Annotated in this window: 39 protein-coding genes and 1 tRNA gene; 38 read left to right on the top strand and 2 right to left on the bottom strand. The window is 46.7% G+C overall.

Features of this window, described 5'->3' with window-relative positions; translation table 11 throughout:
* Positions 1-14: 14 nt before the first annotated feature.
* Positions 15-87, bottom strand: a tRNA-Ala gene (locus tag IEE86_RS16990).
* Positions 88-429: 342 nt separating this feature from the next.
* Between IEE86_RS16990 and IEE86_RS16985 the strand changes: the two genes are divergently transcribed.
* The 14 genes from IEE86_RS16985 (at position 430) to IEE86_RS16925 (ending at position 8,191) form a co-directional block, all read left to right on the top strand.
* A complete protein-coding gene (locus IEE86_RS16985; RefSeq protein WP_191098231.1) occupies positions 430-846 on the top strand; it encodes a helix-turn-helix domain-containing protein in 417 nt (138 codons plus the stop codon).
* A gap of 337 nt (positions 847-1,183) precedes the next feature.
* Positions 1,184-1,423: a hypothetical protein gene (locus IEE86_RS16980; RefSeq protein WP_191098230.1), complete on the top strand. Its 240-nt coding sequence runs from the start codon at positions 1,184-1,186 to the stop codon at positions 1,421-1,423.
* Positions 1,424-1,597: 174 nt separating this feature from the next.
* Positions 1,598-1,933 (top strand): hypothetical protein, encoded by a 336-nt coding sequence (locus tag IEE86_RS16975; protein WP_191098229.1) that lies wholly within the window; start codon positions 1,598-1,600, stop codon positions 1,931-1,933.
* Between the two features lie 23 nt (positions 1,934-1,956).
* Positions 1,957-2,154 carry a DUF7695 domain-containing protein gene (locus IEE86_RS19770; protein WP_463671365.1) on the top strand — a complete coding sequence of 66 codons (198 nt, stop codon included), beginning with the start codon at positions 1,957-1,959 and terminating at the stop codon, positions 2,152-2,154.
* The gene (locus IEE86_RS16970; RefSeq protein ID WP_191098228.1) at positions 2,144-2,329 is read left to right on the top strand and encodes a hypothetical protein; all 186 of its coding nucleotides are present in this window, start codon (positions 2,144-2,146) and stop codon (positions 2,327-2,329) included. Before IEE86_RS19770 ends, IEE86_RS16970 begins: the two co-directional genes overlap by 11 nt.
* Positions 2,329-2,682, top strand: a complete 354-nt coding sequence (locus tag IEE86_RS16965) for a hypothetical protein (protein WP_191098227.1) — start codon at positions 2,329-2,331, stop codon at positions 2,680-2,682. The genes IEE86_RS16970 and IEE86_RS16965 overlap by 1 nt, the downstream gene beginning before the upstream one ends.
* A complete protein-coding gene (locus tag IEE86_RS16960) occupies positions 2,682-2,912 on the top strand; it encodes a hypothetical protein (protein WP_191098226.1) in 231 nt (76 codons plus the stop codon). The genes IEE86_RS16965 and IEE86_RS16960 overlap by 1 nt, the downstream gene beginning before the upstream one ends.
* 12 nt (positions 2,913-2,924) lie before the next feature.
* Positions 2,925-3,287, top strand: a complete 363-nt coding sequence (locus IEE86_RS16955; protein WP_191098225.1) for a hypothetical protein — start codon at positions 2,925-2,927, stop codon at positions 3,285-3,287.
* Position 3,288: 1 nt separating this feature from the next.
* Positions 3,289-4,101 (top strand): hypothetical protein, encoded by an 813-nt coding sequence (locus IEE86_RS16950; RefSeq protein WP_191098224.1) that lies wholly within the window; start codon positions 3,289-3,291, stop codon positions 4,099-4,101.
* A complete protein-coding gene (locus IEE86_RS16945) occupies positions 4,098-4,310 on the top strand; it encodes a hypothetical protein (protein ID WP_191098223.1) in 213 nt (70 codons plus the stop codon). The genes IEE86_RS16950 and IEE86_RS16945 overlap by 4 nt, the downstream gene beginning before the upstream one ends.
* A 20-nt stretch (positions 4,311-4,330) precedes the next feature.
* Positions 4,331-5,092, top strand: a complete 762-nt coding sequence (locus IEE86_RS16940; protein WP_191098222.1) for a P-loop NTPase family protein — start codon at positions 4,331-4,333, stop codon at positions 5,090-5,092.
* Positions 5,093-5,725: a hypothetical protein gene (locus IEE86_RS16935; RefSeq protein ID WP_191098221.1), complete on the top strand. Its 633-nt coding sequence runs from the start codon at positions 5,093-5,095 to the stop codon at positions 5,723-5,725.
* Entirely contained in the window at positions 5,722-7,077 is a 1,356-nt protein-coding gene (locus IEE86_RS16930; protein ID WP_191098220.1) for a DnaB-like helicase C-terminal domain-containing protein, read from the top strand. The genes IEE86_RS16935 and IEE86_RS16930 overlap by 4 nt, the downstream gene beginning before the upstream one ends.
* Before the next feature lie 112 nt (positions 7,078-7,189).
* Positions 7,190-8,191: a toprim domain-containing protein gene (locus tag IEE86_RS16925; RefSeq protein WP_191098219.1), complete on the top strand. Its 1,002-nt coding sequence runs from the start codon at positions 7,190-7,192 to the stop codon at positions 8,189-8,191.
* On the opposite strand, the gene IEE86_RS16920 is transcribed toward IEE86_RS16925, so the two are convergent.
* The gene (locus tag IEE86_RS16920) at positions 8,188-8,430 is read right to left on the bottom strand and encodes a helix-turn-helix domain-containing protein (RefSeq protein WP_191098218.1); all 243 of its coding nucleotides are present in this window, start codon (positions 8,428-8,430) and stop codon (positions 8,188-8,190) included. The two genes, IEE86_RS16925 and IEE86_RS16920, sit on opposite strands and share 4 nt — an antisense overlap.
* A 373-nt stretch (positions 8,431-8,803) precedes the next feature.
* Here IEE86_RS16920 and IEE86_RS16915 point away from each other — a divergent pair, with 373 nt between their 5' ends.
* From IEE86_RS16915 to IEE86_RS16800, 24 genes are all read left to right on the top strand, one after another.
* Complete coding sequence (locus IEE86_RS16915; RefSeq protein ID WP_191098217.1) at positions 8,804-9,970, top strand: AimR family lysis-lysogeny pheromone receptor; 1,167 nt, start codon at positions 8,804-8,806, stop codon at positions 9,968-9,970.
* Between the two features lie 291 nt (positions 9,971-10,261).
* Entirely contained in the window at positions 10,262-10,792 is a 531-nt protein-coding gene (locus IEE86_RS16910) for a hypothetical protein (RefSeq protein WP_191098216.1), read from the top strand.
* Positions 10,793-10,926: 134 nt separating this feature from the next.
* Positions 10,927-11,070 carry a hypothetical protein gene (locus tag IEE86_RS16905; protein ID WP_191098215.1) on the top strand — a complete coding sequence of 48 codons (144 nt, stop codon included), beginning with the start codon at positions 10,927-10,929 and terminating at the stop codon, positions 11,068-11,070.
* Positions 11,067-11,591: a magnesium transporter CorA family protein gene (locus IEE86_RS16900; RefSeq protein WP_191098214.1), complete on the top strand. Its 525-nt coding sequence runs from the start codon at positions 11,067-11,069 to the stop codon at positions 11,589-11,591. Before IEE86_RS16905 ends, IEE86_RS16900 begins: the two co-directional genes overlap by 4 nt.
* Positions 11,563-11,700, top strand: coding sequence for a hypothetical protein (locus tag IEE86_RS16895; RefSeq protein ID WP_191098213.1), 138 nt, complete (start codon positions 11,563-11,565; stop codon positions 11,698-11,700). Before IEE86_RS16900 ends, IEE86_RS16895 begins: the two co-directional genes overlap by 29 nt.
* A 140-nt stretch (positions 11,701-11,840) precedes the next feature.
* The gene (locus tag IEE86_RS16890; RefSeq protein WP_191098212.1) at positions 11,841-12,623 is read left to right on the top strand and encodes a hypothetical protein; all 783 of its coding nucleotides are present in this window, start codon (positions 11,841-11,843) and stop codon (positions 12,621-12,623) included.
* Positions 12,624-12,636: 13 nt separating this feature from the next.
* Positions 12,637-12,894, top strand: coding sequence for a hypothetical protein (locus tag IEE86_RS16885; RefSeq protein ID WP_191098211.1), 258 nt, complete (start codon positions 12,637-12,639; stop codon positions 12,892-12,894).
* Entirely contained in the window at positions 12,895-13,329 is a 435-nt protein-coding gene (locus IEE86_RS16880; RefSeq protein ID WP_191098210.1) for a group I intron-associated PD-(D/E)XK endonuclease, read from the top strand.
* A 191-nt stretch (positions 13,330-13,520) separates the two neighbouring features.
* Complete coding sequence (locus IEE86_RS16875; RefSeq protein ID WP_318010306.1) at positions 13,521-16,337, top strand: DNA polymerase; 2,817 nt, start codon at positions 13,521-13,523, stop codon at positions 16,335-16,337.
* Positions 16,334-17,383 carry a hypothetical protein gene (locus tag IEE86_RS16870; RefSeq protein WP_191098209.1) on the top strand — a complete coding sequence of 350 codons (1,050 nt, stop codon included), beginning with the start codon at positions 16,334-16,336 and terminating at the stop codon, positions 17,381-17,383. The genes IEE86_RS16875 and IEE86_RS16870 overlap by 4 nt, the downstream gene beginning before the upstream one ends.
* Positions 17,383-17,580 carry a hypothetical protein gene (locus IEE86_RS16865; RefSeq protein WP_191098208.1) on the top strand — a complete coding sequence of 66 codons (198 nt, stop codon included), beginning with the start codon at positions 17,383-17,385 and terminating at the stop codon, positions 17,578-17,580. The genes IEE86_RS16870 and IEE86_RS16865 overlap by 1 nt, the downstream gene beginning before the upstream one ends.
* Positions 17,577-18,113, top strand: coding sequence for a crossover junction endodeoxyribonuclease RuvC (locus IEE86_RS16860; protein WP_191098207.1), 537 nt, complete (start codon positions 17,577-17,579; stop codon positions 18,111-18,113). The genes IEE86_RS16865 and IEE86_RS16860 overlap by 4 nt, the downstream gene beginning before the upstream one ends.
* The gene (locus tag IEE86_RS16855) at positions 18,114-18,488 is read left to right on the top strand and encodes a DUF1523 family protein (protein WP_191098206.1); all 375 of its coding nucleotides are present in this window, start codon (positions 18,114-18,116) and stop codon (positions 18,486-18,488) included.
* Positions 18,481-18,870 (top strand): hypothetical protein, encoded by a 390-nt coding sequence (locus tag IEE86_RS16850; RefSeq protein WP_191098205.1) that lies wholly within the window; start codon positions 18,481-18,483, stop codon positions 18,868-18,870. The genes IEE86_RS16855 and IEE86_RS16850 overlap by 8 nt, the downstream gene beginning before the upstream one ends.
* Before the next feature lie 2 nt (positions 18,871-18,872).
* A complete protein-coding gene (locus tag IEE86_RS16845; RefSeq protein ID WP_191098204.1) occupies positions 18,873-19,076 on the top strand; it encodes a hypothetical protein in 204 nt (67 codons plus the stop codon).
* Positions 19,073-19,246 carry a hypothetical protein gene (locus IEE86_RS16840; RefSeq protein ID WP_191098203.1) on the top strand — a complete coding sequence of 58 codons (174 nt, stop codon included), beginning with the start codon at positions 19,073-19,075 and terminating at the stop codon, positions 19,244-19,246. Before IEE86_RS16845 ends, IEE86_RS16840 begins: the two co-directional genes overlap by 4 nt.
* Positions 19,243-19,398 (top strand): hypothetical protein, encoded by a 156-nt coding sequence (locus tag IEE86_RS16835; RefSeq protein ID WP_191098202.1) that lies wholly within the window; start codon positions 19,243-19,245, stop codon positions 19,396-19,398. The genes IEE86_RS16840 and IEE86_RS16835 overlap by 4 nt, the downstream gene beginning before the upstream one ends.
* A 200-nt stretch (positions 19,399-19,598) precedes the next feature.
* A complete protein-coding gene (locus tag IEE86_RS16830) occupies positions 19,599-19,757 on the top strand; it encodes a hypothetical protein (protein ID WP_191098201.1) in 159 nt (52 codons plus the stop codon).
* The gene (gene nrdI / locus IEE86_RS16825; protein WP_191098200.1) at positions 19,754-20,113 is read left to right on the top strand and encodes a class Ib ribonucleoside-diphosphate reductase assembly flavoprotein NrdI; all 360 of its coding nucleotides are present in this window, start codon (positions 19,754-19,756) and stop codon (positions 20,111-20,113) included. The genes IEE86_RS16830 and nrdI overlap by 4 nt, the downstream gene beginning before the upstream one ends.
* Positions 20,106-20,879 (top strand): DNA-methyltransferase, encoded by a 774-nt coding sequence (locus tag IEE86_RS16820; RefSeq protein WP_224741055.1) that lies wholly within the window; start codon positions 20,106-20,108, stop codon positions 20,877-20,879. The genes nrdI and IEE86_RS16820 overlap by 8 nt, the downstream gene beginning before the upstream one ends.
* Positions 20,876-22,975, top strand: a complete 2,100-nt coding sequence (gene nrdE, locus IEE86_RS16815) for a class 1b ribonucleoside-diphosphate reductase subunit alpha (RefSeq protein WP_191098199.1) — start codon at positions 20,876-20,878, stop codon at positions 22,973-22,975. Before IEE86_RS16820 ends, nrdE begins: the two co-directional genes overlap by 4 nt.
* Positions 22,963-23,142 carry a hypothetical protein gene (locus IEE86_RS16810; protein ID WP_191098198.1) on the top strand — a complete coding sequence of 60 codons (180 nt, stop codon included), beginning with the start codon at positions 22,963-22,965 and terminating at the stop codon, positions 23,140-23,142. The genes nrdE and IEE86_RS16810 overlap by 13 nt, the downstream gene beginning before the upstream one ends.
* Entirely contained in the window at positions 23,143-24,114 is a 972-nt protein-coding gene (gene nrdF / locus IEE86_RS16805) for a class 1b ribonucleoside-diphosphate reductase subunit beta (RefSeq protein WP_191098197.1), read from the top strand.
* Complete coding sequence (locus IEE86_RS16800) at positions 24,107-24,844, top strand: hypothetical protein (protein ID WP_191098196.1); 738 nt, start codon at positions 24,107-24,109, stop codon at positions 24,842-24,844. The genes nrdF and IEE86_RS16800 overlap by 8 nt, the downstream gene beginning before the upstream one ends.
* The last annotated feature ends 358 nt before the right edge of the window (positions 24,845-25,202 follow it).

Here is a 25,202-nt window from a genome sequence, read left to right as displayed (position 1 = left end):
GTTAAACCGGAGTATGGAGCATAGCGGGATCGAACCGCTGACCTCTACGCTGCCAGCGTAGCGCTCTCCCAGCTGAGCTAATGCCCCGATGTGTTACGACATAACTTATTATAATCAATCCTCCTGTGAAATTCAAGCTATAAAACGAAAACACGTCGTTATATCTACGTTGTTTTTCTCCGATAAGTCACCCGTAAAGTCAACTATATCAACGTTAAGTCACCGATAAGTCAATCGTCTCTAAGCGCATTATACCGCATAGGAACGCTACGCCGCAACTTAATATAGCGCTACACTGAACCCTCGTCTTAATAGGCGGGGGTTTTTTGCGTTTTATGGATAAATTCGAAAAATTTTAAAACGAATGTCCCGATTTCGACCGACCATATGCGACTGTACTTATGAAAGCGAAAATAAGGAGGTGGCAGCGTGCCAAACGACCACCAACGGCTCGTCTCCGTAGAAACACAATCGGAATATAACTTAACGTCCGGCAAGTCCGAAACACGTATCTTCGTTAAGATGTACGTTGATGCCGTCAAGAAAGGCTTGATCGCGGATATCGGCCCCGAACGTTGGCAGACGCTCTGTGTTCTCTCATCGTTTATGGACGCAAATGGCGAATGCTACCCGACGCAGGAACAGATAGCCGGCGCATTAAACGTAAGTCGAGAGACGGCAAACAGGCGGATTAAGGCGCTTTGTGGGTACCGGTGGCAGGATCGTCCTCTCGTCATTAAGAAACAGGGGCGCGAAGGCAAGTCGCAGCGGTGGGAAAACGCACGATACACGATACTTCCGATTAGCCAGCTCGCAATATTTGACGGAGATACGGAGGAATTGTAAAACGCCGTGTGACGTCTATTCATATACGGCGGACCCGCACACGGCTCGGCGTCACACTAACTAGAACCATCTTTTAACTAGATCCATTAATAACTAGATAAATAATAGCGCTCAATCAAACCTTTCACGCAAATAATTACTTAGATGATATATCTATCGCGATAAAGGATATTTGCAAAGAATGAGCGTAAGCGAACGAATTGCTACGGTTTATAAAAGAAAAAGAAAGGAGTTGATCATTATAACGTTTATCTTATCTTCTGTTTGTATACTTCTTTTACTTTATTTCGGGGAAAAGAACTATAGGGAGAGCGTATATAGGTGTCATAAGGGTCATGTGTTTCAAAACCCTGCGATCGAAAAAGTATCCGATTACGACGGCTTCTACACAGAAATACCGGTTTGTCCGGAATGCGGGTGCGACGAAGCTTTTTATGAAAAAATTCAAGAAAAAATAATAAACGAAGTAGTTATAACGAAATCCGAAATAGACTTATATGCAACAGACGAACAAAAACGTCATTTATACGACCTACAAGTCGAGATTATTCTTAACAAGACGATTCAAGAAAAATAATTAACGGAAAGAGGTGCGTTATGTTTACGAAATATGAACTCGTTACTATATACGAAGCACTTGCCAAACTCCACCCGACTACTCGCGCTCAATTTAAAGACGGCGTAGAGGTAGCGGTATCTGATTTAAGCGACAAAGTATTGCGACTAATAAACGAAAAGGAGTCCGATAATCATGACGATTGAAATTCCGATATCATCCGACTACCGTCTTACATCCGACGTCCACAATATCATCGTCAACGAACGCTATTTCACCGACCCGACCAAAGCGCCGAGCTGGGCGCGCCGACTAGCCGAAAATCCTGACGCAGATCCGACGCCGGTCGAGCGCTGGCGAGAAGTTTCGTTCCATTCTACGATTGATCGCGCCGTCTTGGACGTCATGAACCGACAGATAAAAATGTCGGATGCGGAAACACTGGCCGAGATCGCGCAAATGGTGCGGGAATTTCGAACGGAATTAGCGGCGGCACTAACGATCGAGGGCGCTAATACTACCGGCAAATAAAAAGGCTAGGAGGCGGTTAAATCGTGGCTAAGACAGTAGTTCGTAACGCAATCAAATGCAGGTATTGCCGAGACGTAATCGAGTCTAAATTATCGCATGAGTTCCGAAAATGCTCCTGTGGAAAAGTCTTCGTTGATGGAGGGTTGGAGTATCCGCGTAGAGGCTTCCCGGAACATCCTGCAGAGAATCATTACGAGGAGCTGATAGAGTATGGCGAGTAGTAAGGATCAAGATAACGCAGAATTACGGCAGGCAATGGCGGCTCTTATTGGGGAGAATGAAACGTTGACTTCCCAGAGGGATAAATACTACGCGATTTTAGCCGCATTAGAATATCGAATTAACAAATACCGCATCTATTCATTAGAAGAATTTATCGAAGGGTGGGACGACTAATGAGCGAAATGAAAAAACCGGAAATCACGAAAGAGCAGGCGGAAGCTTTAGCGTATTTAAGAGGACTCGGTAGGGACGACGAATATATTTTGCGTAACCGCGGCGAATATGTCCGACACTGCGCGGTACTAAACGATTTAAGTCTCGTTTCATTAGCGGCTGCGTTAATCAACGGATATGGGATCGAAAAGTCGCCGGAGCAAAAGGTAAAAGCCTATTACGATTATATCTGCGCCGAACATGAAAAGTCGATTCCCTATAGTAAGGACGATCATTACACGGTGGGTGTTACGCAAGGAATTCAACGAACTCTCGAACATCTCGGCATCAAAATCGAAGGGGTGAATGCGTAATGACTAAACGTAGATTGCGAAAGGTCTACACAGACGCGGAATTTAAGAGAAAGCAAACGATTGAACGCCGGATTAACATCAGCATTTATCCGATTTATCTCACGTTGATGATTCCGTACTTTATCGGAGTATTTTTCGAAAAACTAGCGTACGGCTTAAAGAACATCGTAAGTAAGTTCGTTTCGGCTGCGTTCTTTAGGAGCCAGCGAACGGTAGAAGACGAAGAATAGGAGGCGGTATTTATGAACGAAAAGCCTATCGAAAAATGGACGGCGCGCGACTTCATCGTTTATTTACACGACCGCCACCTCGAAGTCTACGGAATCAAGTACGTCGCCAATAATCGCGGCATGGAAGCGCGAAACCTAAAGTCGATGATTGGCGAACATGGGGCGGCTATCGTACGGGACTTCATCGACGCGTGCTTTGCAGCTAAGAAGCCGACGGCTCAATGGCCCGGCTGCAACTTCGGCTTTATGTTTTCGTATATGCGAGACCGGCACCTGCCGCCGTTACTCGTAAAGCAAAAGACGGTTAAACAGGCGGAAGAAGACGATCAAAGGGCGGCAGCACAGTCGCAAATAAACTACGGGGAGTTGTTTTAGTATGACGAAATATAAGACGGAAATTCGAAATGCCAAAGTCGGAGAGCGTATCTTGATTACGCGTGCTGAACACGCAATTGCATCGTATAAAAACGGTGATGTATTTACTGTAAAAAGCGTAGGGATTAACGGCGTGACGGGATATGGTACACCGGTAATTTGGCACCACGAATACGAAGTCATCGTCGGTGAACACACGCCAACCCCGAATCTAGACCAAATGGATTATGACGAATTAGTTGCGCTAGTTGAGGACGTAATGAAGGCGCTAAGAACACGGTCGTATAAGAACGGCTACGATCAAGGGCGTTTTGATGCAGAAATTGAGGCGTCACAAGGCTCGTATGAGAAGTCCGACCGGCAGAAACGGGATGAGGTCGTAGCGCAGGCGAAGGAAGACGTAGACGGTTTGGTTAGACGATACTTCACAGCTAGAACCGAATTTATCATTAATACTGAAAAAAGAACCGTTGTTTCTTTACGAAAGTCGTATAGACTCGGTCGCGTAATCTCTAAAGGAATCGCCAAATGCGCCCCTAGCGACTGCTTCAACGTTCACATCGGCAAGGCTATTGCGTTAAGACGTGCGTTAGGACTCGAAGTGCCGACGGAGTACCTAAACGTGCCACAACCGGAAGGAGTGCGTGTAGGTGACGTTGTGAGAGGACGAACGGCATTTAGAATGGATACGTATGAAGAAACGGTAGGAGAAATCGAGGGCGGAAAATACAAATATATCGGAGGAGATTTCGATTATACAGAAGATGCTGATCTCGTAGTCATCGACGATTCGAGAGTGGGTGAGGGCGAATGAAGACGGTTAATGTACGGTACTTCAAAACTAGCGGTAAATATTACACGGATGAGACGATTGAGATTTCGGAGACACTAAACGGCTACGATGCGCTATTTCATGAGATTCCGAAGCACCATCGAATCAAAGAAATGATTATGTCGGTCTCGGATAGTGGCGACGGAAAAGAACCGTTCATCGTTCCGCATTTATTCTTTCCTAAAAATTGACCGAAAGGAGGCGGCTCTGAATGACGAATGAATCACGGTGCCTACTCGCAAGCAAGTGCGCCCAAGCCGGCGGCGTTAATTGTACGAAACACTGCGAATTATACCTCGGATTGCACGGTTTAGATGGCGGCGGCGGTCGGTCGGGCGCGGCTGGCTTGGCGGAAGACTACCGACTAGTGACGCTTAAGAACTCGCCAGCACGCGCCGATCAGCCCGGAGCTTACAAGGCGGCGGATACTTATGCGAATACGTTTGAGCGTCAATTTGACGCCGAAGCCGACCGTATTAAATCGCTGTATTTATATAGCGCGAAATCAGGAACCGGCAAAACTACGACGGCCGCAGCTTTATTAAACGAATATTTAACGATTCATTACATTGGCTCCTTGAAGCGCGGCGTTCAACCCGACCAGCGTCCGGCTTATTTTCTCGATGTTAATGCGTGGCAAAACGAATATAACGAGTTTAATAGACCGCGAGTACCCGACGCAATCGCAGAGCCGGCAGCAAAACGTTATTATGCCGCGCTAGAAGCAGCGAAACGGGCGCCTTTCGCAGTGCTGGACGAAATAGGCATGAGAGAAGCAACGGACGGATTTCGCGGCGATTTACACACGATAATCAACTACCGCGTGACGAATCGTATGCCGACCGTATATACGTCGAACATTGAATTGGAGGATCTGCCGGAAGTATTCGGAGAAGCGCGGCTAGCAGATCGGATCGCTGACCAGTGCAAAGAAATCGTCTTCGCGGGCGGATCAAAAAGGAGGAGGCTGTAAATGAGCGGACTATCATTAACGGAAATTCAATACTTACGTGACCTACTCGTTGCGGATTCGTTGGCTAACGGAGAGAGTCCGGCTAAATACGCCATCCTCGACAAACTCGATGCGCTTGAATTTGCGGACCACGAACCGGCCTATAAAACTGGCGATCTAGTTTCCGTCGAAGGCTATAAAGGACGCGTCTTTTGCATTGACTGCGCTCGCTATATCGAGGAAACGTCGAAAGAGGCCGTTTTTAACTTTATTGAATACGACTTATACGACGCGATCAACGGCGAATGGCTCGAAGCGTTCGAGGCGGACCTGGCGTTAATTGCAAATGCGCTAGTTGCGGAAGATTTCTTGGCGGACTTCAACCTCGAAGACTATCCGCCAGCTAGAAGTACCGTTTACCTAATAAACTACGAAACGGAGGAGGCTAATATGGCGGAAAAAGAACAGCCGATAACGAGCCGAGTACAAAAGCGTAAGCAGGAACGTAAGGATGCGGCGAACCAAACCGATAACCTACTCGACATTTACAACTGGAATAAAGCGCAATATGAAAAGACGGGCGAGTTGTCGTTTAAGGCGAAAATGGACGATGTAATGGCGCAATTGGCTGGCGAGGGAGCTGAACGCCGATGAGTTTCGGAACTAGTCTTTTATCGAAAGTAATTGAAACGAACGACCCGTCGGCTTTATTGCGGTACGGACTAACGCGCAAGGATTTCCAAACGGATGGCGAACGGTCAGCCTTCGAATACATCAGTTCATACGCGGAAAAGAACGGAAACCAAGCGCCGACCGCCGAAATGGTAGTGACTGAAGTGCCGACATTCCAGCCGGAATTCAGCATCGAAGCACCGTTTGAATACTTGGCGCAGAAAACGAAAGGAGCGGCAGCATTTAACGATTTTGCCAAAACGGCCGAATCCGAATTAGCCGAACGGTTTAATTGCGCGCAAGAAAACGGGAATCCGCAGGAATTTTTTGAATGGTTGAAAACCGTAGCAGAAGAGAGTACAATAAGAACAAGCGTTCGTAAAACGGTAGGAACAAACGTCGTGACAGACGTCGATAAGTTCCGCGCTGAATACGAAAAACGCAAGGCTGGCGAGTCTTTCCGTATATGGAATAGTAAGTTTCCGGCGCTTAACAAGGCGATCGGCGGCTACGTTAGCTCGAACATGTACGTTGTCTACGGAAAGTCAGGGCGCGGCAAGTCGGCGATCACGCTTGAAGAATCGATTAATTGCGCAATTCAAGGCGCTAACGTGCTTATATGGTCGATGGAGATGGGATGGTTCGAGGTCCTCGTGCGTATATACGTATCACTTTCCGGAGATCAAGGCGTCGCTTTAACCGAAATCGGCGGGCAACAAATGGAGGCCGGTTTTGATTCGAGGGACGTGCGTCAGGGTAAGTTATCGGAGGAATTCGAGGCGGGCTTTATGGAATTTATTGCGACGTTAAATACGCTAATAGCCGGATCTATTACGGTGCGTGCCGTTGACGACAAAGACTTCGATTCTCGTTCGCTGCGTGACCTCAAAGCCGATATCGAACAAACGAAGGCCGACGTGGTCATGGTAGATCCGTTCTATTACCTCGATTACGAATCGAACTCGAATAAAACGACAGGTGGCGCAGCTGCTGATACGTCTAAAAAGATGCGTCGTTTAGCCGGTACGATGGACGTTGTCATTTTCGCAATAACGCAAGCAGGAGAAAATGACGCGACTGAGGACGAAGCTGGTAATCGCGAGATTAAGCTACCAAAGCGTAAGGACGTAAAGAAAACGTCTGCTTTGCTTGAAGATGCTGCGGTGCTCATTCCGGTTGATACGAACGCGCGGGAGGGACGCGGCTTGATTGGCGTAAATAAGGGGCGCGATGGTGGCGAGGATGAAGTCGTAGAGATTGTTTATCTGCCGCAAGTCGGCCTAATTAAGCAAGTAGCGGCTAAGGAAACGGATTTAGCGGCTTTCGGATTCTAAAAAATGGAATGCCTACCATGAATTACACCATAAAATTCTGAATATTTTCGACAAATTGCGACGGAAAATCACATAAGAATAGTGTAATATAACGAAAGGGGCTCGTATATACATGTCGATCATTACGATCAACGGCGTTCCAACAGACGTCAACATACGCGAAGAATTAGAACAATACGAATGGGATCGTCCAACGTGGCACGCTGACCGTTTAACGGCGGCAAGCCCTTTTCGTGACGACCGGACTCCTAGCTTTTACGTATACTACGAGGACACCGAAAACGCAAAGGCCGGCTATTTCGGAGACAGCGGCACAGGCGAACGAGGCGGCTTCATTAAACTGCTTGCGTTTCTGCGCGAAGAAACCGAAGAAGAAGCGGCTTATTACCTCGCCGAGACTTATGGTACTGGCGAAGGTGAAACGCACCTAAAACTCCGCATTCCACGTTTGAAAATCGTTGAGCCTAGACGGCCGCTAAACGAGGCTTTACTGGACGCCGTTAAAATCGGTCCGAACGAATACTTAACTAATCGCGGCATAAGCGAAGAAGTCCAACGTAAAGCAGGTGTAGGTCTAACCGGACAAACGGTAGTGATACCGTGGCGGTTGCCTGATAGGCGCCTAGCAAACGTAAAATACAGGTCGACCCGCAATAAATCGTTTTGGTACGCAAAAGTCGGTATGCCGATTCGTGAATTAATCTACGGAATAGACACCGTATATGCTGATCGCGCTAAAACTGCGGTGTTAGCCGAAGCTGAAATCGATGCGCATTCGTGGCGAACGGCTGGCTTTTGCGGCATTGCGACAGGCGGCAGTAAATTTTCCGACCGAAAGGCGGACATAATCGCACAGTCGCCGATCGAATATTTAATAGTAGTATCTGACAACGACGAAGCCGGTGAGAAACTACGGAAGGAGGTCGAGCTAAAGATGCGCGGCAAAGTCAGGCTTGCGCACGGTTATATAACGGATGGGTTTAAGGATGCGAATGAGTTATTGATGGCGAAAGGTGAGGACGCTCTTAGGCGAGTTGTTGATCGTGCGGAGGCAGTAAGTATTAACATAAGGTTCGGGAATATCCGAACTTTCGGTCGGCGGAGGTTGTCTTAACCCTCCGTGTTGCTACCGGATAAAGGACGCCAATTATACAAAGCTTCGACCGGGCAGTCGAGGCAGCGCGCAATAGAATACGCCATTTCAACGTTAGGGACGTTTCTAAGCGCTATGTAATCGGAAAGCTGCGTTTTTGAGATACCGACCATTTCTGCGAGTTGGATAAGCGTATAACCACGTTTATAACACAGCTCCTTTATCCGGCAATCGACGACCGAATACTGCGATATAAACACCTCCGCAAAGCAAAATGACGCGCTTTACGAAGGAAATTATACCACATAACCGCGCCGATTCCATCGTCATTCGGGCGGATTTGGAAGAATACGGACAACCTTTTCGATAGGCACGTCCAATTCGAGGCAAACGGCTTCAATAGTCGATAAACTAACGGGCTTGTCCTCATTAATCTTTGTCACAAGGTTCCTATGGATGACTTTATCCCTTAGAATTCCAGTTGTTAATCCTCTTTCAGCCAGGTAAGTCCTAAGCGGTTCATAACTAATCATAAAAAAATCTCCTTTTTCCTTAAATTCCCGCACACAAAAGTGTGCATTTATGTTATATTATAAACAGAGAGAAGGCGCAAGTCTATAAGGGGTGTGTATTATGCAGTCAATTAAAGATGATTTTATCAACCTCAGAGAAAAATACGACTTAAGTATAACATGTATTTCCACGAAAACAGGAATTAACCAAGATGTATTATATGAGTTCGCTGATAGCGGTTCTATTGGTTTTAAACACTTGGTGACACTTTCGAAGTTCTTCTACAAAGAGAAATATCACGAAACAATGCGTGAATGGTGCATGAAAATAGACTCTCCCGAGTGGCTGAAACAGGCTTTTGAATATGCGGCATTAAAAAGAGATTCAGATTTACTTGGGATGCTTCTTGAAAAAAGTAAAGAAGAACATGGTATCAAACAATTTTTAGATATGTATGGATTGATTTTAGATTTCATGGTTGACCGAATTGATTTTAGAGAATTATCTGATAGGATGAGTAGCCTCAAAGTATCAAGTTCTAAAGATTTAAAAATCTTAAAGGACATATATGCATGCGTTTTTATGTATTATGATGACGAATTTATAGGAATCACAAAAAACGCCAGCTTAATCTATAAAGAGATTGTTAAGTTGGGCAAACGAAGAGCATTTATAAAAGAAGCTTTTTCCTATCGTTTATCCGAAATTTTAGCACCGGCTTACCTACATCTTAATGAACCTAAATTATGTATGTTTCACGCGAATGTGTTAGTTAGTACCGAACTTAATAATAAACATATATCAGACGGGAACTATTACATAGGGATGTGTAAGCTCCATGAGGATAAAACCTCGTGTCTGACTCACATGGAGAAAAGCCTTCATTTCGCGATAGAAACGAAAGAACCATTGTTAATAAGAGAGGCTACTAACAATTTAAATATGGTTAAATCACTCTTTTCTTTTATAGAGGGTGGAAGTGCTCCTATTTTCGCAGGGGAAAAAGAAAAGTTTCTTCTAGGAGGTGATGCTGACTTTGTAGTATACTTCAACTACGTACGTAATAGAGAGATCACTAGTGTGTATGCTGCGTATAAACATTTCTTTGAAGAGATGAACTTTTTCTTCGCTTCTATCGCAGCCGAAACACTGCGTATGTTTGGGGTAGATGATATTCAGATTGATGTTCTTAAGTCATTCAAATTAAAATCAAAGGGAGATGTTGTTTATGAAAAAGATTTTATTGATGGGTTTTGTTTTAGGGGCACTAGTTGTATCGCTTCTTAACACCGAGGGGCTGAAAATAGATAGTGCGAGTAGTGGTAATGTAGTACATGTTAGCGAAATTAAAGTAGGCGGATAAAAGATCGGGCCAATTGGCCTTTTTCTTTTGTCCTTTTTTTGATATTTTTCGGAAAAGTCTAAAAAACTAAGATTATCCAAAAACCACAAACTCCTCCTATTAAGATGCTAATATATGGACATGGAAGAAAAATTATAAAAAACTTTAAATCAAATGTCCCGATTCTAACAGACCACATGCGACTGTATAAGTGTAAGGGACGGGAGGAGAAAAACTTGGAGAAACAAAAATTTAATAGATTACAATTAGCCGCAGATTACGGAGCGATTCCGTATGTACAAAGAGAATCGCAACGAATCGCCCACTTGGTTCCCGACCAAACGTCGTTCGAGCAGCGGTGCTTGAACTCGATAGGATATTGGCTGGAACGATACGAAGGAAATGGACGCGATAAGAAAGCACTTATTCAGCGCATTATCGTAAGGGAACGGAACAAGTACCTGAAGGCTTCACGAAAAGAAGCGGCCTTATCTATAGAAGGAATGCGAGACGACGGCAATGTCTCGTGGGAGCCCGAAGACGTTTTGACGGACGTCGAAGGCGAAGTTTTACTAAAAGAAAAGACCGCCCTGTTGACGCAAGGCGATCTCCGCAAAGAATTAATACTCAAGTGTTGGAGCGAAGGATGTACGAATATGGCCGAAATCTCCACGTTGTTGACGCAACGTTTAGGAGGAAATTTCGAAGCACATCGCAAGTTCATCCGACGTTTCCGTTTACACTGCCAGCGCGAACTAACAGCATAACCACGTATCTAGGCACGAGGGCTTCGCTACGCATTTTAATGATAATCGATTGAGAATCGAATTTCAAGCGAACACCATGCGAACAGCCCTCCGTCTAGTGCGTTATACCTAAAATTTAAGGAGGCTAACGTACTATGAAACGACCTACAAACGATTTCCCACCCGCAATCAATATCCAAAAATTAACGGAATTACAATACGACGGTGCATTATATCGCGAAGACGATCCGGCTGACTTTTATCGTCCCGCGACCATTAAGGCGGTGCGCGTCGGATGAAACCTTCCGAAATAACCATAACCCACCACGCGAAGAAACGATTTAGAGAACGGTTCGGCATCGACAATCATTATACTGCACGTAATTGGATCGCGCAGAAAATGGAACACGCCCGGTATCTCGGAATCACCGTAGATGAATCCGGAAAAGAGGCTCGTATGTACGCGAGTAAAGGCGTAGTTATTCATTTTGCGGTAGATACAAACGTTGTTATTACCGTTTATAAGGAGAAAGACAACGCCGGTTCAATCGCCAAGCGTTTACTTATTGACGCCTATAATATCGTACAAAAGAACGCAAACGAGGCGCTTAGTAAAACAGAAACGTTCTCGGCTGAATTAGACGAAGAACTGCGTTGGCTATCCGAAGAACTCAACCGTACACGTTCGAAAGCCAAAAGAATGGCGCTACAAGCCCGAATTAATGCCGTTCAAATGCGCGTTGATGAATTACCAGCCGAATCGCTCGAAATCAAGCGCAAGGTAACGCGCTATGCGAGAGGTGTGGCTGCGTATGTTTGACGACTTCCTAATGTATTTCGCATTCGTCGGCAGTATTTCGACCATCATTATCGGCGGCATGTATTGGTCGCTTGTACGCGAAGAGAGCCGTAATAAAGGCGGCGAATGACCGCCGACGCTCGGAGAATACCGGGGCGGTCGTTAAGTAAAACTGTCGCGTCGCTATGCCGTGCGCTGGCGGCGTCTCGGGCGCAGATACCGGTGTTTTGCGAGGGTCAAACCCTAAAACAAATTAACGGAGGTAATCGGATGACAAAGTACACTAGCGGAGCTGACGCTCTAAACGCATTGAACGCAACAAATGAAGGAGGCGGCGGAGGAAGCAGCGCCGAGTTTGCGAGCTTTAAGACGGGAACGGTTTATAAGGTACGCGTTATGAGTGCTTTCGATCTAATTCGCTTCTTTTCATACGGAATCTATAAGAAAGTAAATTCGTTCTCGGCGGCTAATCCGAGCACGCTAAACAAAAACGGATTTCCTGAGTCGAATCTGACGTCATGGGATCGCGCTTGGAAGCATTACCAAGACGAAAAGAAGGCGGCGGCTGATCGGGGCGATGCTAAGGCGGAAGAAGCGGCTAAACAAGAAGCGGCTAAATATCGCGTAAAAGAACGTTATGCGCTAGGATTTATCAACCTCGAAACTGGCGAACCAATCATCGTCGATCTTTCTAAGGCGCAGGCTACGACGGTTCACGCGGTCATTAAAAGGCAGGAAACGAAACTCCGCCGTATCGCGTTTGAACTAGAGAAATCCGGATCAGGCACGAGCACGGTCGTTTCGCTGACGCCTCTTATCGATTTAGACGAGGATTTGACGGAAACTGAGCGCAAGCATTTCGTGGCTCAAGACGGCAAAGAGTTCGACATGTCTTTATTTGACGGCTTAATTTACGAAGCTGACGAAAAGGAAATGCTCGAAAGTCTTGTCGCGGCAGGCTTTGATCTAACGTTAATTGGTGAATCGCTTGGCGGCGGATCGAAGACGACAGCAGACGAAGAACTACCAGCCGAAGAAAACTTCGGATTCTAAGGAGGACGGTTAAATGCGAGAAATTAAAACGGAATCGCAGACGTTAGATTTATCGAAAAAGGTCACCGTAGAAGTTTCGCTGGCTGAGTTGATCGCTATTTCCGCGTCGTTACTGGAAGTGAATCTCGACGTAATGGAACGCAATATTGCGATGTGCCACCCTTATAATCGAGTAGCTGATCTAACTATAGGAAATATGCCGGATACAAACGACTTAATAAATAGTGTGGACGATATTTTAGTGAGACATATCGCGAAGGAGGACGAATAGATGGCGCACAAAGAAGAAACGATCGGCAAATTCGCCGAATTGATCGCACGCGCTGCCTTAATGGCGGCCGGCTGGTCAGGCGTTAGTAAGCCGGAAACCGAGGAGCCGTACGATATTCTCGCAGCCGAGCCGGTTACGGGCGCAATCAAACGTATCCAGGTTAAGACGATTCGTGATCGTCGGGAAAAGCGCGGCTGTTTGACGGTTAGCGGACGCAAGAACACCGGTCAGGCTTACACGAAAGCTGATACGGATTATTTTATCGGCGTACTACTCGAAGACAACGAGACTAAGGCGTACATGTTCGAATGTCGCAATATTACGGACTATTGGATGCCACGTAAGAACGAAGGACATCGCGCGTGGCACGAACTCAAATTGAACTTAGACCGCGGATTCTTGGCGGCATTAGAAAACGAAGCGGAGGCGGTATAGATGACCGCAGCTAAATGCGTCGCCTGCCAAGCGCCCATTAATGAAGGCCAGTCCGCCGTTTACGACTCACTGTACGATGTGTATTGTTGCGACGGTAGCTGCTGGTCGGAGTTTTATTCGGATAACGAGACGGCACATAGACGGAAGTGGACGGAAACCATCGACTTTTAACGAAGAAAGGAGGACGCGACGTGGAAATCAAGCCGTTAAAACTAAACGTAAATGCACGTAAGGCGGAGCCGGCGACCGACGTTGCCAAACGTAAGCAAGCGGCCAAGTCAGACGAAACACTAGACGAAGCATTCGATCGCTTGAAGAGAACGTGTAAGTTCTCCGATAAAGAACGTCGCGAATTTGAAGCGGCCTGGCGAGCGCAGAAGGACGGAAAGTTAGTTCGTACTAAAAATACGAAACTGACTAAATCCGAAGCGCTCGTAATCGGTCGTCGTTATTTCGAAAAAGAAAACGAATCATTACGACATGAACGTATGCAGGAGACACTACGAACGAAGCCCGATAACTATTACGTTATTACAAAGGACGCTGACCTGGCGCCTATGATCGAACGGTTACGAGCCGAAGTAAAGGCGCAGCAATTAGATCCGTGGTTTCGAAAAGTATTCGACCTATTCAACAATACGCATATTCGCGACAAGTTAGCCGAGCGCGGCATCGAGATTCCACTGGCCGTTTCATTTACGGAATGGGATACGGAGACATCCGGTACAGATACGTTTATGGATATGTCGGGCGGCTATTCGTTTTGGCTCCCATGTTTAAACGAAGGTTACTACGTCGCGTACGGACATTTAACGGAAGATGAACAATGCACGCGATCGGCTGCGCTCGATATCTGCCAGGCATTTATTGAAGATGCTCGTCATATAAAAGCGTTTCACAATACACCCTTTGACTACGCGATGTTTTTGAATGACGGATTAAAGCCGAAAGGTTTCCGATACGACTCGCTAGATGCGGCGCGATTAATGAACGAGCATGAGCCGTCGTTTGGTTTAAAGGAATTAGACACGAAATACAAAGAACACACAGGAACGACGCACTTAGACGGATACACTTTCGAGGACCTGTTCGGAAAAGGTTCTCCGATGATTTATTCGCCTGAGATCGTCGGAATCTACGCGATAAAGGACGTTGAAAAGGGCTGGTACCTAACGCGTTGGCAGATCGATATGATGCTGAAGATTGACGATTTGTACTATCCGTATTTTGAGATCCGCCAGTATCTATACGAAGTAAACACGACGATCGAGCGAACAGGTTTCGTGATTGACGACGATGAACTAATGCGCCTCAAAGCGGAATATGAACCGCAACTACAGAAAGCGATAGATGATCTTAACGAAGCGTATGGAATCGATTCCGCGTTCTTACGTTCCATGTCGATGCACTTAAAAGGAGATAAAATTCGAGCATGGCAAGAAAACCGAGAAAGGCAAATTGCGAAGCAGAAGGATATGCTTGCGAAATGTGAGGCGGAGCTACAGAAAGCGAATCCAGCAACCAAGAAATATACGCAGCTTAAAGAACGTATCCGGAAGTATAAGACGGAGCCACTCGCTCCTCCTATTCCAGAGAATGCGCCCGATTTCATACACGAATTCAACTTAGATTCCGACCAACACCTTCAGTATTTAATCTACGATGTACTCGGAATTGAAGATAAGACGAAGATTATCGACAAGAAGAAAACACGTGCCGTAAGCAAGGACGTTCTCGCGTTGTACTTTAAAGAAGACGAGCGGCTAAAGCCACTTGCGACATTTTCGGAATTATCTACGTTATTGGGAACGTTCATCAATCGAATTCCTAACGTTAAGGACGTAGATGGACGCCTTCATACGCAATTACAAACCGTATCAACGGGAAGATATAGTTCAAAAAAATACACCGGAAAAGATAACGAGATTTACAGAAACGATATCAACGATAAGAATTTTCTCGAATACATGCGTCTATTAGTAGATGCGCCAAAGAAGACGGAAAAGGGACGGAACATCCAAAACATTCCGTCGCGAACTGAAAGAGGTCAGCGCGTACGAATGGCATTTAAGCCACCGGAAAACCATACTTTCATTGGCTCAGATTTATCGTCAATTGAGCCGAGAATCCAAGCGCATAGAATGGCAACCGAATTTAACGATGAGATATTTGCGGATATGTACCGACGAGGACTAGATCCTTACGTTGAGTTCGCTTCTATCTTATTCGATGTCCCACGTGAAATTTGTACGGAAGATTATTATGAATCCGTCAAAGGGACCGACGGTGCTGTACCAACCTACCGTAAAGCTATGAAGCAGATGTTTCTTGCGATCGGATACGGGCAGGCGTTCGATATGTTTTATAAAGGTGTCATACCTTTCGGAATTGGCAAGGATCAGGCGTTAGTCGCTTACGAGAAGTTCGACGAGATTCTTCCAGGATTCAAAGGAATGGTCGAGTCTACATTCGAGCATCTACGCAAGCGCGGGTGGACCGCAACGATCTTTAAACAGAAACGACGCTTCCCGGGCTATGTCGAAAAGTACAAACGTCTTTGCCAGCTAATGCGTAGGTGTGGCATCACGGATAAGAACGATCCGGACCTCGGAAAGAAAACGAATAAGTTACGCTGGGAAGATCGGTCGGAATTTTGGGACTTAATGCGATTCACTGGCGGATGCGAGCGTGCTGCATTTAACCATACGATTCAAGGATCGGGCGCGAATATCTTACAGATGTGTATGATACGCGTTTACTACGAGTGTGTTTTAGAGCGCGGATGGGAATTTCCACTAACGCTTCATGACGAATTGAAGACGGCTACTCCAAACGAACAACTAACGGAAGAAGCAGTCGAGTTATTTGATGACATCATGACGAATACATTTACGCTCGTACTTCCGTTAGATTGCGACACGGTAATTGAACCGTGCTGGATGGACGAATACAGTCCGAATGATTGGGACTTCGAGAATTGCAAACCTAAAAAGGACGTGATTAATTGACGGCAGACAAACGAAAATTAGCGGCTCAATTACTTAGTAACGGCGAACCCGAACCGACATCATTTGCGCAGTCAATCGCAGATGAACTCGTATCGTATCTTAACGAATGGCACTCGCTGCCCGAGACGTGGGATAACCAACTAGATACGGACATTTACCGATGGTATGCGAACGCGCCAAACGTATTTCCGAAGCGCCCGTATTTCTCACCGTCGGCAGCTAACGCATGTCCGCGCGAACTTTACCACAAGGCGCTGAACGATCCGAAAGACATCGAATCAAAGCCGCCTTATCAAGGACGATGGACTCGCCTCGGAACGGCGATCGGCGACATGATCCAGCGCGATATTCTGTTCATGGCGAAGCACTTCGGTAAAAAGACCGGACGCGTGTGTCCGTTTGACTTCGAACGCAACGAAGACGGGACGCCGGTATTCGAGGACTTTGCCAAACGTAATCATAAAATACAGCGCGGCGGGCAGACGTTCTATTTATACGGGACTTGCGACGGCATCATGCGTTATGTGACGGCAGATGGCGAAATCCTACGCGTTGGCCTCGAAATCAAGTCGAAGCAGACTTCCGCGGCTAGGACGTCGCTGCATTCGATGAGAGAGCCGGACCCGAAGCACGTCGCACAATGCGTGACTTACGGACCTATGTACGGCGTGGACTATTACGTCATTCTGTACGTCAATGCGTCGAAGAAATCGTGGGTCTATCCGGAAGGCGAATTCGAAAAGACGCCGGACATCCGAGCGTTTGGCCTCGAAATCAAGCCGCATGACATTGACGCGATTCTTGATAGATTCGTAGATATCCGGAATGCTGTCGATGCTGGCGAGCCGCCCGAACTAGACCTCGGAGCATGGACGTTCAACAACTTTAAGACTGCGATTGCCAAGTCGCTGACGGACGATGAGATGGCGGTGATTCGCGGCAAGGTTGCGCAGATGCGTAAATCGGGAGCTTACGCAAGTACGAAGCAACAATACGCGGAGGCGCTAGCATTTATTGAGAGAGTACGAGAAGGGGAGGCGGTTTGATGACGGTAGATGAAGTTAAGGAACGTGTTGAAGATATCCGCCAAATAGCCTTCGATGATGAGGCAGCGCACGGTATGGAGGACGACTTGTATAACGATGTTTTAGGTGCAATCGCAAATGGCGCAGGTAATCCGGAAAAACTTGCGTCGGAGGCGTTAAAGACGCAGGATATCGAATTTTATCGGTGGTGCGGATGACCGCCGCCAAGCCTATCCGCATCCTTGCGCTAGACATATCAACTAATCCAGGCTTCGCAGTCCTCGAAGTTAAGCGCCTAAAATCAGGACCGCGCATCAACCTCGTTCACGTAACGTCTGTCAGCACGTCAAGCCAATCGCCGGATAGCCATCGGTATTCTTACATCGAAGCTGCAACGACGATGGTTCTGCACGAATACGGACCGTTTGACGTAGTTGTCCGCGAGCATTTCACAGGCGGTCGAAATAAGAGGGCGACGCAAACAGTGTTCGGAGCATGGTCGGTCATTGATATGGCGCTTGGTAAATATGGATACAAGGCCGATGTAGAGATACCGCCGACCACAGTTAAGCGGGATGTGACCGGAAAAGGCAGCGCATCAAAGGACGAAGTAGAGGCGGGTGTAAGACGTGTGCTTGCATTACCGGATGACTTTACGTTTCGTACGGATGATGAATCGGATGCGGTGGCGGTTGGGCTTTCGTATCTGGTTCGTGAAGGCGTAATTGAGAAACCGAAAGGGGCGGGATAGATGGGACGTTTACTAGAAATAGGAGTCGTTGTGATGATTGTGCTAACCCTGTTTACTGTCGTAATTGTAGTGCCGGTATATACGATTGCATCCTACGTCAATAAAAATACCTACGAGATTAAGGTAACGGAAAAAGAAACGAAGAATTCCCGGGAGTCATCTAAGTACTTGATTTTCGGCATTGACGAAGAAGGGAACGAAAAGGTGTTCGAAAATACTGATGCTCTGTTTGCTCGTAAGTTTAATTCTAGTGATCTCTACGCGAAGATTGAAGTTGGTAAGACTTACGAGTTTAAGACGATTGGTTTCCGTATTCCGTTCCTATCTAAATACGAAAACATAATGACGGTAAAGGAGGCGGGCGCAAATGGATAAAGCGTTGGCGTACATCGACAAATTAGCCGCAAAGCTCGGAGTGGCGGCGGAACATGTTTACGGGATTCTCGTTAATCAGAGTTACGTCTTCGGAATAATTAACATAATTGTAGGAGCGATCTTGTTGGCGGGATTTTCTGTATTACTCCGTTTGAATTACCTTCTTATCGCAAAAGGCGGGAGTCCTTCGTGGGGAGAAGAGGCTAACATTCACTATAAGCTGCGAGAGGTTGGAGACGGTATGTTATTTATCGTGATAATCATCGTTACGATTTTAGCTGTGATCTTCGGACTAGTCGCGCTGTTCAGCGGTGTCATGCAAACGATAAATCCGGAATACTACGCAATCAAAGAAATCCTCGATACGATCGGAGGTGAATGACGATGGAATACGGGGACATTTTCGTTGCGCCAATCGCTAATTTACTCGACATGAAACGGCGGCTCGAATCGGACTTGGGCGATCACAACTACGCACTCATGCGACTAGAACTAAAGCGAACCGAGATGGAAATCGAGCGTGACCGGACGGCTGCTAGAATTGCGGAATTAGAAGCGGAAATTGAACGGAGAGGTGAGCGCGGATGAGTAAATACGAAGAAATTGAAGCGGAGCTTTTCGAATTGTACGACTTGGTTGAGGTTACCGAAAATAAAATCGACGATTTAGAAAGCGAACTCAACTATCTAAATGAGAAGGTCGACGATCTCGAAGAAGAATTGGCGGCGATGGACGTCGAGGCGGGTGAGGACGGATGATTAGCGATGCTATTTTCTATAAAGCGATGGAAGAAGCGTCTAAAGTTCTCGGCGCAGATCCGGCGTACTTTGGTGAGGAAGGTACCGCAGAGGTTGATCGGCAGCTAAAGAAGCTGGGACGAAGCCTAGCCGATATTAAGAAGAAAGGGTGAACGCTAATGAGTAAACGAGTAACGATAATGATGCGATCAGGAAAAAATCATATCTATAACGGCACACCGGATGACATCGTTGGGGAGATAGAAACTAAATGGGTCGATAGTAGGGAGAATTTTTCTTTAACAACTTCGAAAACAGCGGCGTTTTTCTTTAAGAAACATGTCGAGTGTATAAAGGTCGAGGATGAGTCGGAATGATTACGTACATTGCGTTATTCTGCCTCGCAATTCTTGCTTTAGTGAAAAACCCACCGATGACTTACGATGAAATTTTAGGAAGCTTACTCTATTACGTACTCCTTTTTATCCCGATTGCGGTATTACTAGCGCACGTAGCCGGAGCTAACATATGATCGTCTATTTCTACTCGCTGACGGGCAATGTACGGCGGTTCATCGCTAAGACCGGGCTGGGCGGTCAGGCACGCGAAATCAAGACGAGCGAGGTCGTCGAGGAACCGTTCGTGCTCGTAACGCCGACGTACGACTTCGGTCAGCCGCCCGCGACGGTAAGCGAATGGCTTAAGGATAATGGCGATTTAATGGTCAGCGTGGCTGCGTCGGGAAATCGTGCATGGGGAGACGGCTTTGGCGCGGCTGCCGACGTTATTGCGACGCTTTATGGCGTGCCGGTGGTCGGAAAATTCGAATTAGCAGGGACGGAAGAGGACGTTAGATTATTCACGGAAAGGGTGACGGCGCTTGGGTAAAGAGATGATCGGAGAACTCGAATTAAATCGGATATATCATCAGGATTGTATCGAGGGGATGCGGATGTTTCCGGATAAGTCGGTTGATATGATACTTTGCGATCTGCCCTACGGAACGACGCGCAATAAGTGGGATACTGTCATCCCATTCGAGCCTTTGTGGGAGCAGTACGAAAGAGTAATTAAAGATAACGGGGCTATCGTGTTATTTGCGCAAACTCCATTCGACAAGGTCCTAGCCTGCAGCAATCTCAAGCTACTTCGATATGAGTGGATATGGGAAAAGACACAGCCGACTGGTCATCTTAACGCTAAAAAGATGCCAATGAAATCGCATGAAAATATACTCGTATTCTACAAGAAACTCCCGAAATATAATCCGCAAAAAACTACTGGACATGAAAGAAAAGTAAGCAAGGCTGCCCACAAGAATAGCTGCAGTAAATCCACAAATTACGGAGAATATCAGAACACTTCGTACGATAGCACTGAAAGATATCCGAGAAGTGTACTCGTTTTCCCAACGGATAAGCAAAAAAGTCAATTACATCCGACTCAAAAGCCTGTGGATCTGTTGAGATATTTAATCAAAACGTACACTAACGAAGGTGAGACCGTTTTAGATAATTGCATGGGTTCTGGCTCAACTGCAGTTGCTGCGCTAAAAGAGAATAGAAAATTCGTAGGTTTTGAGATTGAAGAGAGTTACGTTCGTATTTCCGAAGAAAGACTAGCGCATGAATTTAAAGAAGGAGGCGCCGCATGACGAATAAACACGAAAGATACATCGAGTTAAATAACGAAATTATGATTCAAAAAGACGGACGGTTTCAATTCGAGAAAGACGAAGAAGCCGTCCGTGCTTATTTTATAGACTACGTAAATCAAAACACCGTATTTTTCCACGACCTACGCGAGAAGCTCGATTATTTACGCGACAACAATTATTACGAAACCGAGTTCCTGGACGCTTATACTTTCGAGGAAATCAAAGCGGTCTACAAAACGGCCTATGCCGCCAAGTTCCGATTCCCTTCGTTCATGAGCGCATTCAAATTCTATAACGACTACGCGCTGAAGACGAACGATCGCAAGAAGATTCTCGAACGCTACGAAGACCGCATCGCTTGCTGTGCGTTGTACTTCGGAAAAGGAGACGGCGCTAAAGCGATCGAGTTTGCGAAACTAATGATTCGCCAAGAATACCAGCCGGCGACGCCTACGTTTTTGAACGCCGGGCGCAAACGTAGAGGCGAGATGGTATCGTGCTTCCTGCTCGAAGTCAACGACTCGCTGAACGATATCAACATGATGAATTCGACGGTGCGCCAGCTATCGAAAATCGGCGGAGGCATCTCCGTAAACCTTTCAAAGACTCGCGCAAAAGGTGAGTCGCTTATGGGTCATGAGGGCGTTACGAGCGGAGTAGTTCCGATCATGAGAAACCTCGACCAATCATTGCGGCATATTAACCAGGCGGGCCAGCGGCAGGGTGCAGGCGCTGCGTATCTAAACGTATTCCACGCGGATATAAACGATTTCTTAGATGCGAAAAAAATCTCGGCAGATGAAGACGTAAGGGTCAAAACGCTGTCCATCGGCGTAGTCGTTCCGGATAAATTCATTGAATTAGCGCGGGAAGATCGTCCAGCCTACGTTTTCTATCCGCACACGGTCTACAAGGCGTATGGCACGCATCTTGACGAGATGGACATTGGCGCAATGTACGATGAACTCGTAAATAATCCGGCAGTGCGTAAGGAACGGATTAACCCGCGACAGCTACTCGAAAAGATGGCCGTGCTTCGTTCTGAATCGGGATATCCGTATATCATGTTTCAAGACAACGTTAACCGAGAACATGCGCTTAATCACATCAGCCGCGTTAAGTTTTCCAATTTATGTTCGGAGGTGCTTCAGGCGTCAACCGTCTCGGAATACAACGACTATGGCGAACAGGACAACATCGGCTTAGATATTTCGTGCAACCTCGGCTCTCTTAATATCGCGAATGTAATGGCGGGCGGCTCAATCGAAAATGCCGTCAAACTAGCCGTCGACGCACTTACGGTTGTCTCAGAATCTACGAATATCAAAAACGCACCTGCCGTCGCAAAGGCTAACCGTGAAATGCGATCGATCGGCCTCGGCGCGATGAACTTACACGGCTATCTAGCGCAAAATGGCATCGCCTACGAATCGGAGGAAGCGCGCGACTTTGCTAACGTTTTCTTCGCGACGATCAATTACTGGACGTTGGTGCGCTCGAATGAATTGGCGCAGGAAACGGGTACGACGTTTGAAGGATACGAAGGGTCAACGTATGCGAACGGAGAGTATTTCGAGAAGTATTTCGAAGGTGATTACCGGCCAAAAACGGATAAAGTACGGGCGTTGTTTAAAGACATCGTAATTCCGACACCTCTCGAATGGGATGTCTTACGCGATAACGTAAATATGCACGGACTCTATCACGCCTATAGACTTGCGATTGCCCCTAACGGATCGATTTCGTATGTACAGTCGGCTACGGCTTCGGTCATGCCGATTATGGAACGGATTGAGGAGCGGACTTACGGAAACTCGAAGACGTACTATCCTATGCCGGGATTGTCGCCGCAAAACTGGTTCTTCTATAAGGAAGCGTACGACATGGATATGTTTAAGGTCGTCGATATGATCGCAACCATTCAGCAGCACGTCGATCAAGGAATCAGCTTTACATTATTCCTAAAAGATACGATGACAACGCGTGACTTAAATCGGATTGACCTATACGCACACCACAAGGGAATCAAGACGCTTTATTATGCGCGCACTAAGGATACGACGCAGGAAGGGTGCCTATCATGCGCAGTTTAAGATGGGAAGTTGAGGACCTAGCTTGTGATATTTCGTGCAGCATCGATCATGGCGAATGCTTCTATGATGCGGAAATGTTTAACGAATTTATCGCAGACTTGGAACGATTGAAGAATTTAGCGGCCGCCTATTACCGTGAAAACAGAGACGAAATGGAGGACGAATAATTGACGACATTCACAGCGGCCAACTGGTCGCAATCAGACGATAATTTCACGGCCATGTTCTACGATCAGAACGTCAAGCAGTTTTGGCTACCGGAGGAGATTTCGCTAAACGGCGACCTACTTGCGTGGAAAGATCTTACGCCAGCCGAACGCGATACGTATATGAAAGTACTCGCCGGCCTAACGCTGCTAGATACGGAGCAAGGTAATACCGGCATGCCCGCCATTATGGCGCACGTAGATGGTCACCAGCGCAAGGCCGTACTTAATTTCATGGCGATGATGGAGAACGCAGTCCATGCGAAGTCCTATTCGAATATCTTTCTAACGCTGGCCCCTTCGGAGACCATAACGGCCGTCTTCGAGTGGGTTAAGGAAAACCGGTATTTGCAGCGCAAAGCGAAGCTGATCACCGACCTCTATCGCGACATCAAGGCAGGCGATGACATTTCGTTATATAAAGCGATGGTGGCTTCGGTGTATCTCGAAAGTTTCCTATTCTACAGCGGCTTTTACTATCCGTTGTATTTCTACGGGCAGGGGCGCATGATGCAGAGCGGCGAGATAATTAACCTTATTATTCGTGATGAAGCGATCCACGGCGTATATGTCGGGCTGTTGGCGCAGGAAATTTATAATAGTCAAACGGACGACGTTAAGGCGGCATTACACGAATGGGCGGTCGGTTTACTGGCGGGTCTTTACGAGAACGAGGTCGCATATACGGATGATGTGTACGGAGCGGTCGGCTTGGCGCATGACGTTAAGGCCTTCGTTAGGTATAACGCGAATAAGGCGCTCATGAACCTCGGCTTTGAAGCCCATTTTCCGGATGAGCCGGTCAATCCGATCGTGATTAACGGGTTGAGTACGAAGACGAAATCTTTTGATGTGTTTAGTCTAAAAGGGAACGGTTACAAGAAAGCGACGGCTGAAGCAATTCGCGATGAGGACTTCTTTTTCGATGATTAGAGATGAGTTAGTCGGTAGGTTCTTCAAAAACAACGCCGACCAATCGTATCAAGTTGTGCGTTTCGTCAGAAGGAAAAAGAACGGAACTTCGATATTTCGTGTTCGTTTTCTTGAAACTGGCTACGAAAGAGATGTAGAAAAAGTAGAGATAAAGCGCGGTAAAATAAAAGACCGGTTCCAGCGTTCAGTCTTCGGAGTTGGCTATTTGGGAGATACGAAGATGGTTGGGCATAAGCGCGAGTATAGCGTGTGGGCGGGTATATTAGAACGTTGCTATGACAAATCTAGCAGCGGCTATCCTAACTACGGAGGGGCTGGCGTTTCCGTCTGTGAACGTTGGCACTCCTTCGAATTATTTTTGAAGGATATTACGGTCATTGAAGGGTTCGACAGGGAACTTTTTGATCGAGGGAAACTTGAGTTAGATAAGGACATAAAACAGTTCGATTTATGTAAATCTAAACGAGTATATTCGGCGTCTACGTGCTGCTTCGTGACAAGAGAGATTAATAGAAAATATCGAGATGTTTCGGCAACAAAACTACTATTCATAGCGACGGCGCCTTCCGGAGAATCCTTTACGGTTTCTGGCCTACGTCCCTTCGCTGCTAAACACGGCCTGCACCGACCTACTATTAAGAAGTGCCTTCGCGGTGAGCGCACCGATTACAACGGATGGACTTTCGAACTTATCCGCGAGTCTAATTGGGGACGGAGTAAAAGCGCCTGATAAACGGATAATTTATTTTCCTGCCGATTAATGTCCCGATTTACGCCGTCCACATGCGACTGTATAAGTGAAAGCGAAATTAAGGAGATGATCGTATGCGAGAGACGATTAACCGAGGCGCTCTTCTAATAGCGTCAATCGTACCGGCCTTTTGGTACGCACATGCGGCAGGCTTTTGGTGGTTCGTGGCGGCGGGAGCGCCGTTCTTACTATACGTGGTTACGCTGCCGTTTGAGGAAGGTAAGAAGGCGAAGGAGGTCGAGTAGATGCGTTATATTCTAGCGGGAATAGTAATAATCGGTACCGCGACGTGGTTGGAATGCTTTAGACCATCCAACGTAGAGACCGTAATTTACTT

This window comes from Bacillus crepusculi, from assembly GCF_014764715.1.
In the GTDB taxonomy this organism is placed as follows: Bacteria; Bacillota; Bacilli; order Bacillales; family Bacillaceae; genus Bacillus.
This window is presented reverse-complemented; position numbering and strand designations above follow the sequence as displayed.

What these genes read in the sequence shown, in the direction of transcription:
- IEE86_RS16975 (WP_191098229.1), top strand. Translation starts at nt 1,598, where the DNA reads ATGACGATTGAAATTCCGATATCATCCGACTACCGTCTTACATCCGAC.
- IEE86_RS16970 (WP_191098228.1), top strand. Translation starts at nt 2,144, where the DNA reads ATGGCGAGTAGTAAGGATCAAGATAACGCAGAATTACGGCAGGCAATG.
- IEE86_RS16965 (WP_191098227.1), top strand. Translation starts at nt 2,329, where the DNA reads ATGAGCGAAATGAAAAAACCGGAAATCACGAAAGAGCAGGCGGAAGCT.
- IEE86_RS16960 (WP_191098226.1), top strand. Translation starts at nt 2,682, where the DNA reads ATGACTAAACGTAGATTGCGAAAGGTCTACACAGACGCGGAATTTAAG.
- IEE86_RS16955 (WP_191098225.1), top strand. Translation starts at nt 2,925, where the DNA reads ATGAACGAAAAGCCTATCGAAAAATGGACGGCGCGCGACTTCATCGTT.
- IEE86_RS16950 (WP_191098224.1), top strand. Translation starts at nt 3,289, where the DNA reads ATGACGAAATATAAGACGGAAATTCGAAATGCCAAAGTCGGAGAGCGT.
- IEE86_RS16945 (WP_191098223.1), top strand. Translation starts at nt 4,098, where the DNA reads ATGAAGACGGTTAATGTACGGTACTTCAAAACTAGCGGTAAATATTAC.
- IEE86_RS16940 (WP_191098222.1), top strand. Translation starts at nt 4,331, where the DNA reads ATGACGAATGAATCACGGTGCCTACTCGCAAGCAAGTGCGCCCAAGCC.
- IEE86_RS16935 (WP_191098221.1), top strand. Translation starts at nt 5,093, where the DNA reads ATGAGCGGACTATCATTAACGGAAATTCAATACTTACGTGACCTACTC.
- IEE86_RS16930 (WP_191098220.1), top strand. Translation starts at nt 5,722, where the DNA reads ATGAGTTTCGGAACTAGTCTTTTATCGAAAGTAATTGAAACGAACGAC.
- IEE86_RS16925 (WP_191098219.1), top strand. Translation starts at nt 7,190, where the DNA reads ATGTCGATCATTACGATCAACGGCGTTCCAACAGACGTCAACATACGC.
- IEE86_RS16915 (WP_191098217.1), top strand. Translation starts at nt 8,804, where the DNA reads ATGCAGTCAATTAAAGATGATTTTATCAACCTCAGAGAAAAATACGAC.
- IEE86_RS16905 (WP_191098215.1), top strand. Translation starts at nt 10,927, where the DNA reads ATGAAACGACCTACAAACGATTTCCCACCCGCAATCAATATCCAAAAA.
- IEE86_RS16900 (WP_191098214.1), top strand. Translation starts at nt 11,067, where the DNA reads ATGAAACCTTCCGAAATAACCATAACCCACCACGCGAAGAAACGATTT.
- IEE86_RS16895 (WP_191098213.1), top strand. Translation starts at nt 11,563, where the DNA reads ATGCGAGAGGTGTGGCTGCGTATGTTTGACGACTTCCTAATGTATTTC.
- IEE86_RS16890 (WP_191098212.1), top strand. Translation starts at nt 11,841, where the DNA reads ATGACAAAGTACACTAGCGGAGCTGACGCTCTAAACGCATTGAACGCA.
- IEE86_RS16885 (WP_191098211.1), top strand. Translation starts at nt 12,637, where the DNA reads ATGCGAGAAATTAAAACGGAATCGCAGACGTTAGATTTATCGAAAAAG.
- IEE86_RS16880 (WP_191098210.1), top strand. Translation starts at nt 12,895, where the DNA reads ATGGCGCACAAAGAAGAAACGATCGGCAAATTCGCCGAATTGATCGCA.
- IEE86_RS16865 (WP_191098208.1), top strand. Translation starts at nt 17,383, where the DNA reads ATGACGGTAGATGAAGTTAAGGAACGTGTTGAAGATATCCGCCAAATA.
- IEE86_RS16860 (WP_191098207.1), top strand. Translation starts at nt 17,577, where the DNA reads ATGACCGCCGCCAAGCCTATCCGCATCCTTGCGCTAGACATATCAACT.
- IEE86_RS16855 (WP_191098206.1), top strand. Translation starts at nt 18,114, where the DNA reads ATGGGACGTTTACTAGAAATAGGAGTCGTTGTGATGATTGTGCTAACC.
- IEE86_RS16850 (WP_191098205.1), top strand. Translation starts at nt 18,481, where the DNA reads ATGGATAAAGCGTTGGCGTACATCGACAAATTAGCCGCAAAGCTCGGA.
- IEE86_RS16845 (WP_191098204.1), top strand. Translation starts at nt 18,873, where the DNA reads ATGGAATACGGGGACATTTTCGTTGCGCCAATCGCTAATTTACTCGAC.
- IEE86_RS16840 (WP_191098203.1), top strand. Translation starts at nt 19,073, where the DNA reads ATGAGTAAATACGAAGAAATTGAAGCGGAGCTTTTCGAATTGTACGAC.
- IEE86_RS16835 (WP_191098202.1), top strand. Translation starts at nt 19,243, where the DNA reads ATGATTAGCGATGCTATTTTCTATAAAGCGATGGAAGAAGCGTCTAAA.
- IEE86_RS16830 (WP_191098201.1), top strand. Translation starts at nt 19,599, where the DNA reads ATGATTACGTACATTGCGTTATTCTGCCTCGCAATTCTTGCTTTAGTG.
- nrdI (WP_191098200.1), top strand. Translation starts at nt 19,754, where the DNA reads ATGATCGTCTATTTCTACTCGCTGACGGGCAATGTACGGCGGTTCATC.
- nrdE (WP_191098199.1), top strand. Translation starts at nt 20,876, where the DNA reads ATGACGAATAAACACGAAAGATACATCGAGTTAAATAACGAAATTATG.
- IEE86_RS16810 (WP_191098198.1), top strand. Translation starts at nt 22,963, where the DNA reads ATGCGCAGTTTAAGATGGGAAGTTGAGGACCTAGCTTGTGATATTTCG.
- IEE86_RS16800 (WP_191098196.1), top strand. Translation starts at nt 24,107, where the DNA reads ATGATTAGAGATGAGTTAGTCGGTAGGTTCTTCAAAAACAACGCCGAC.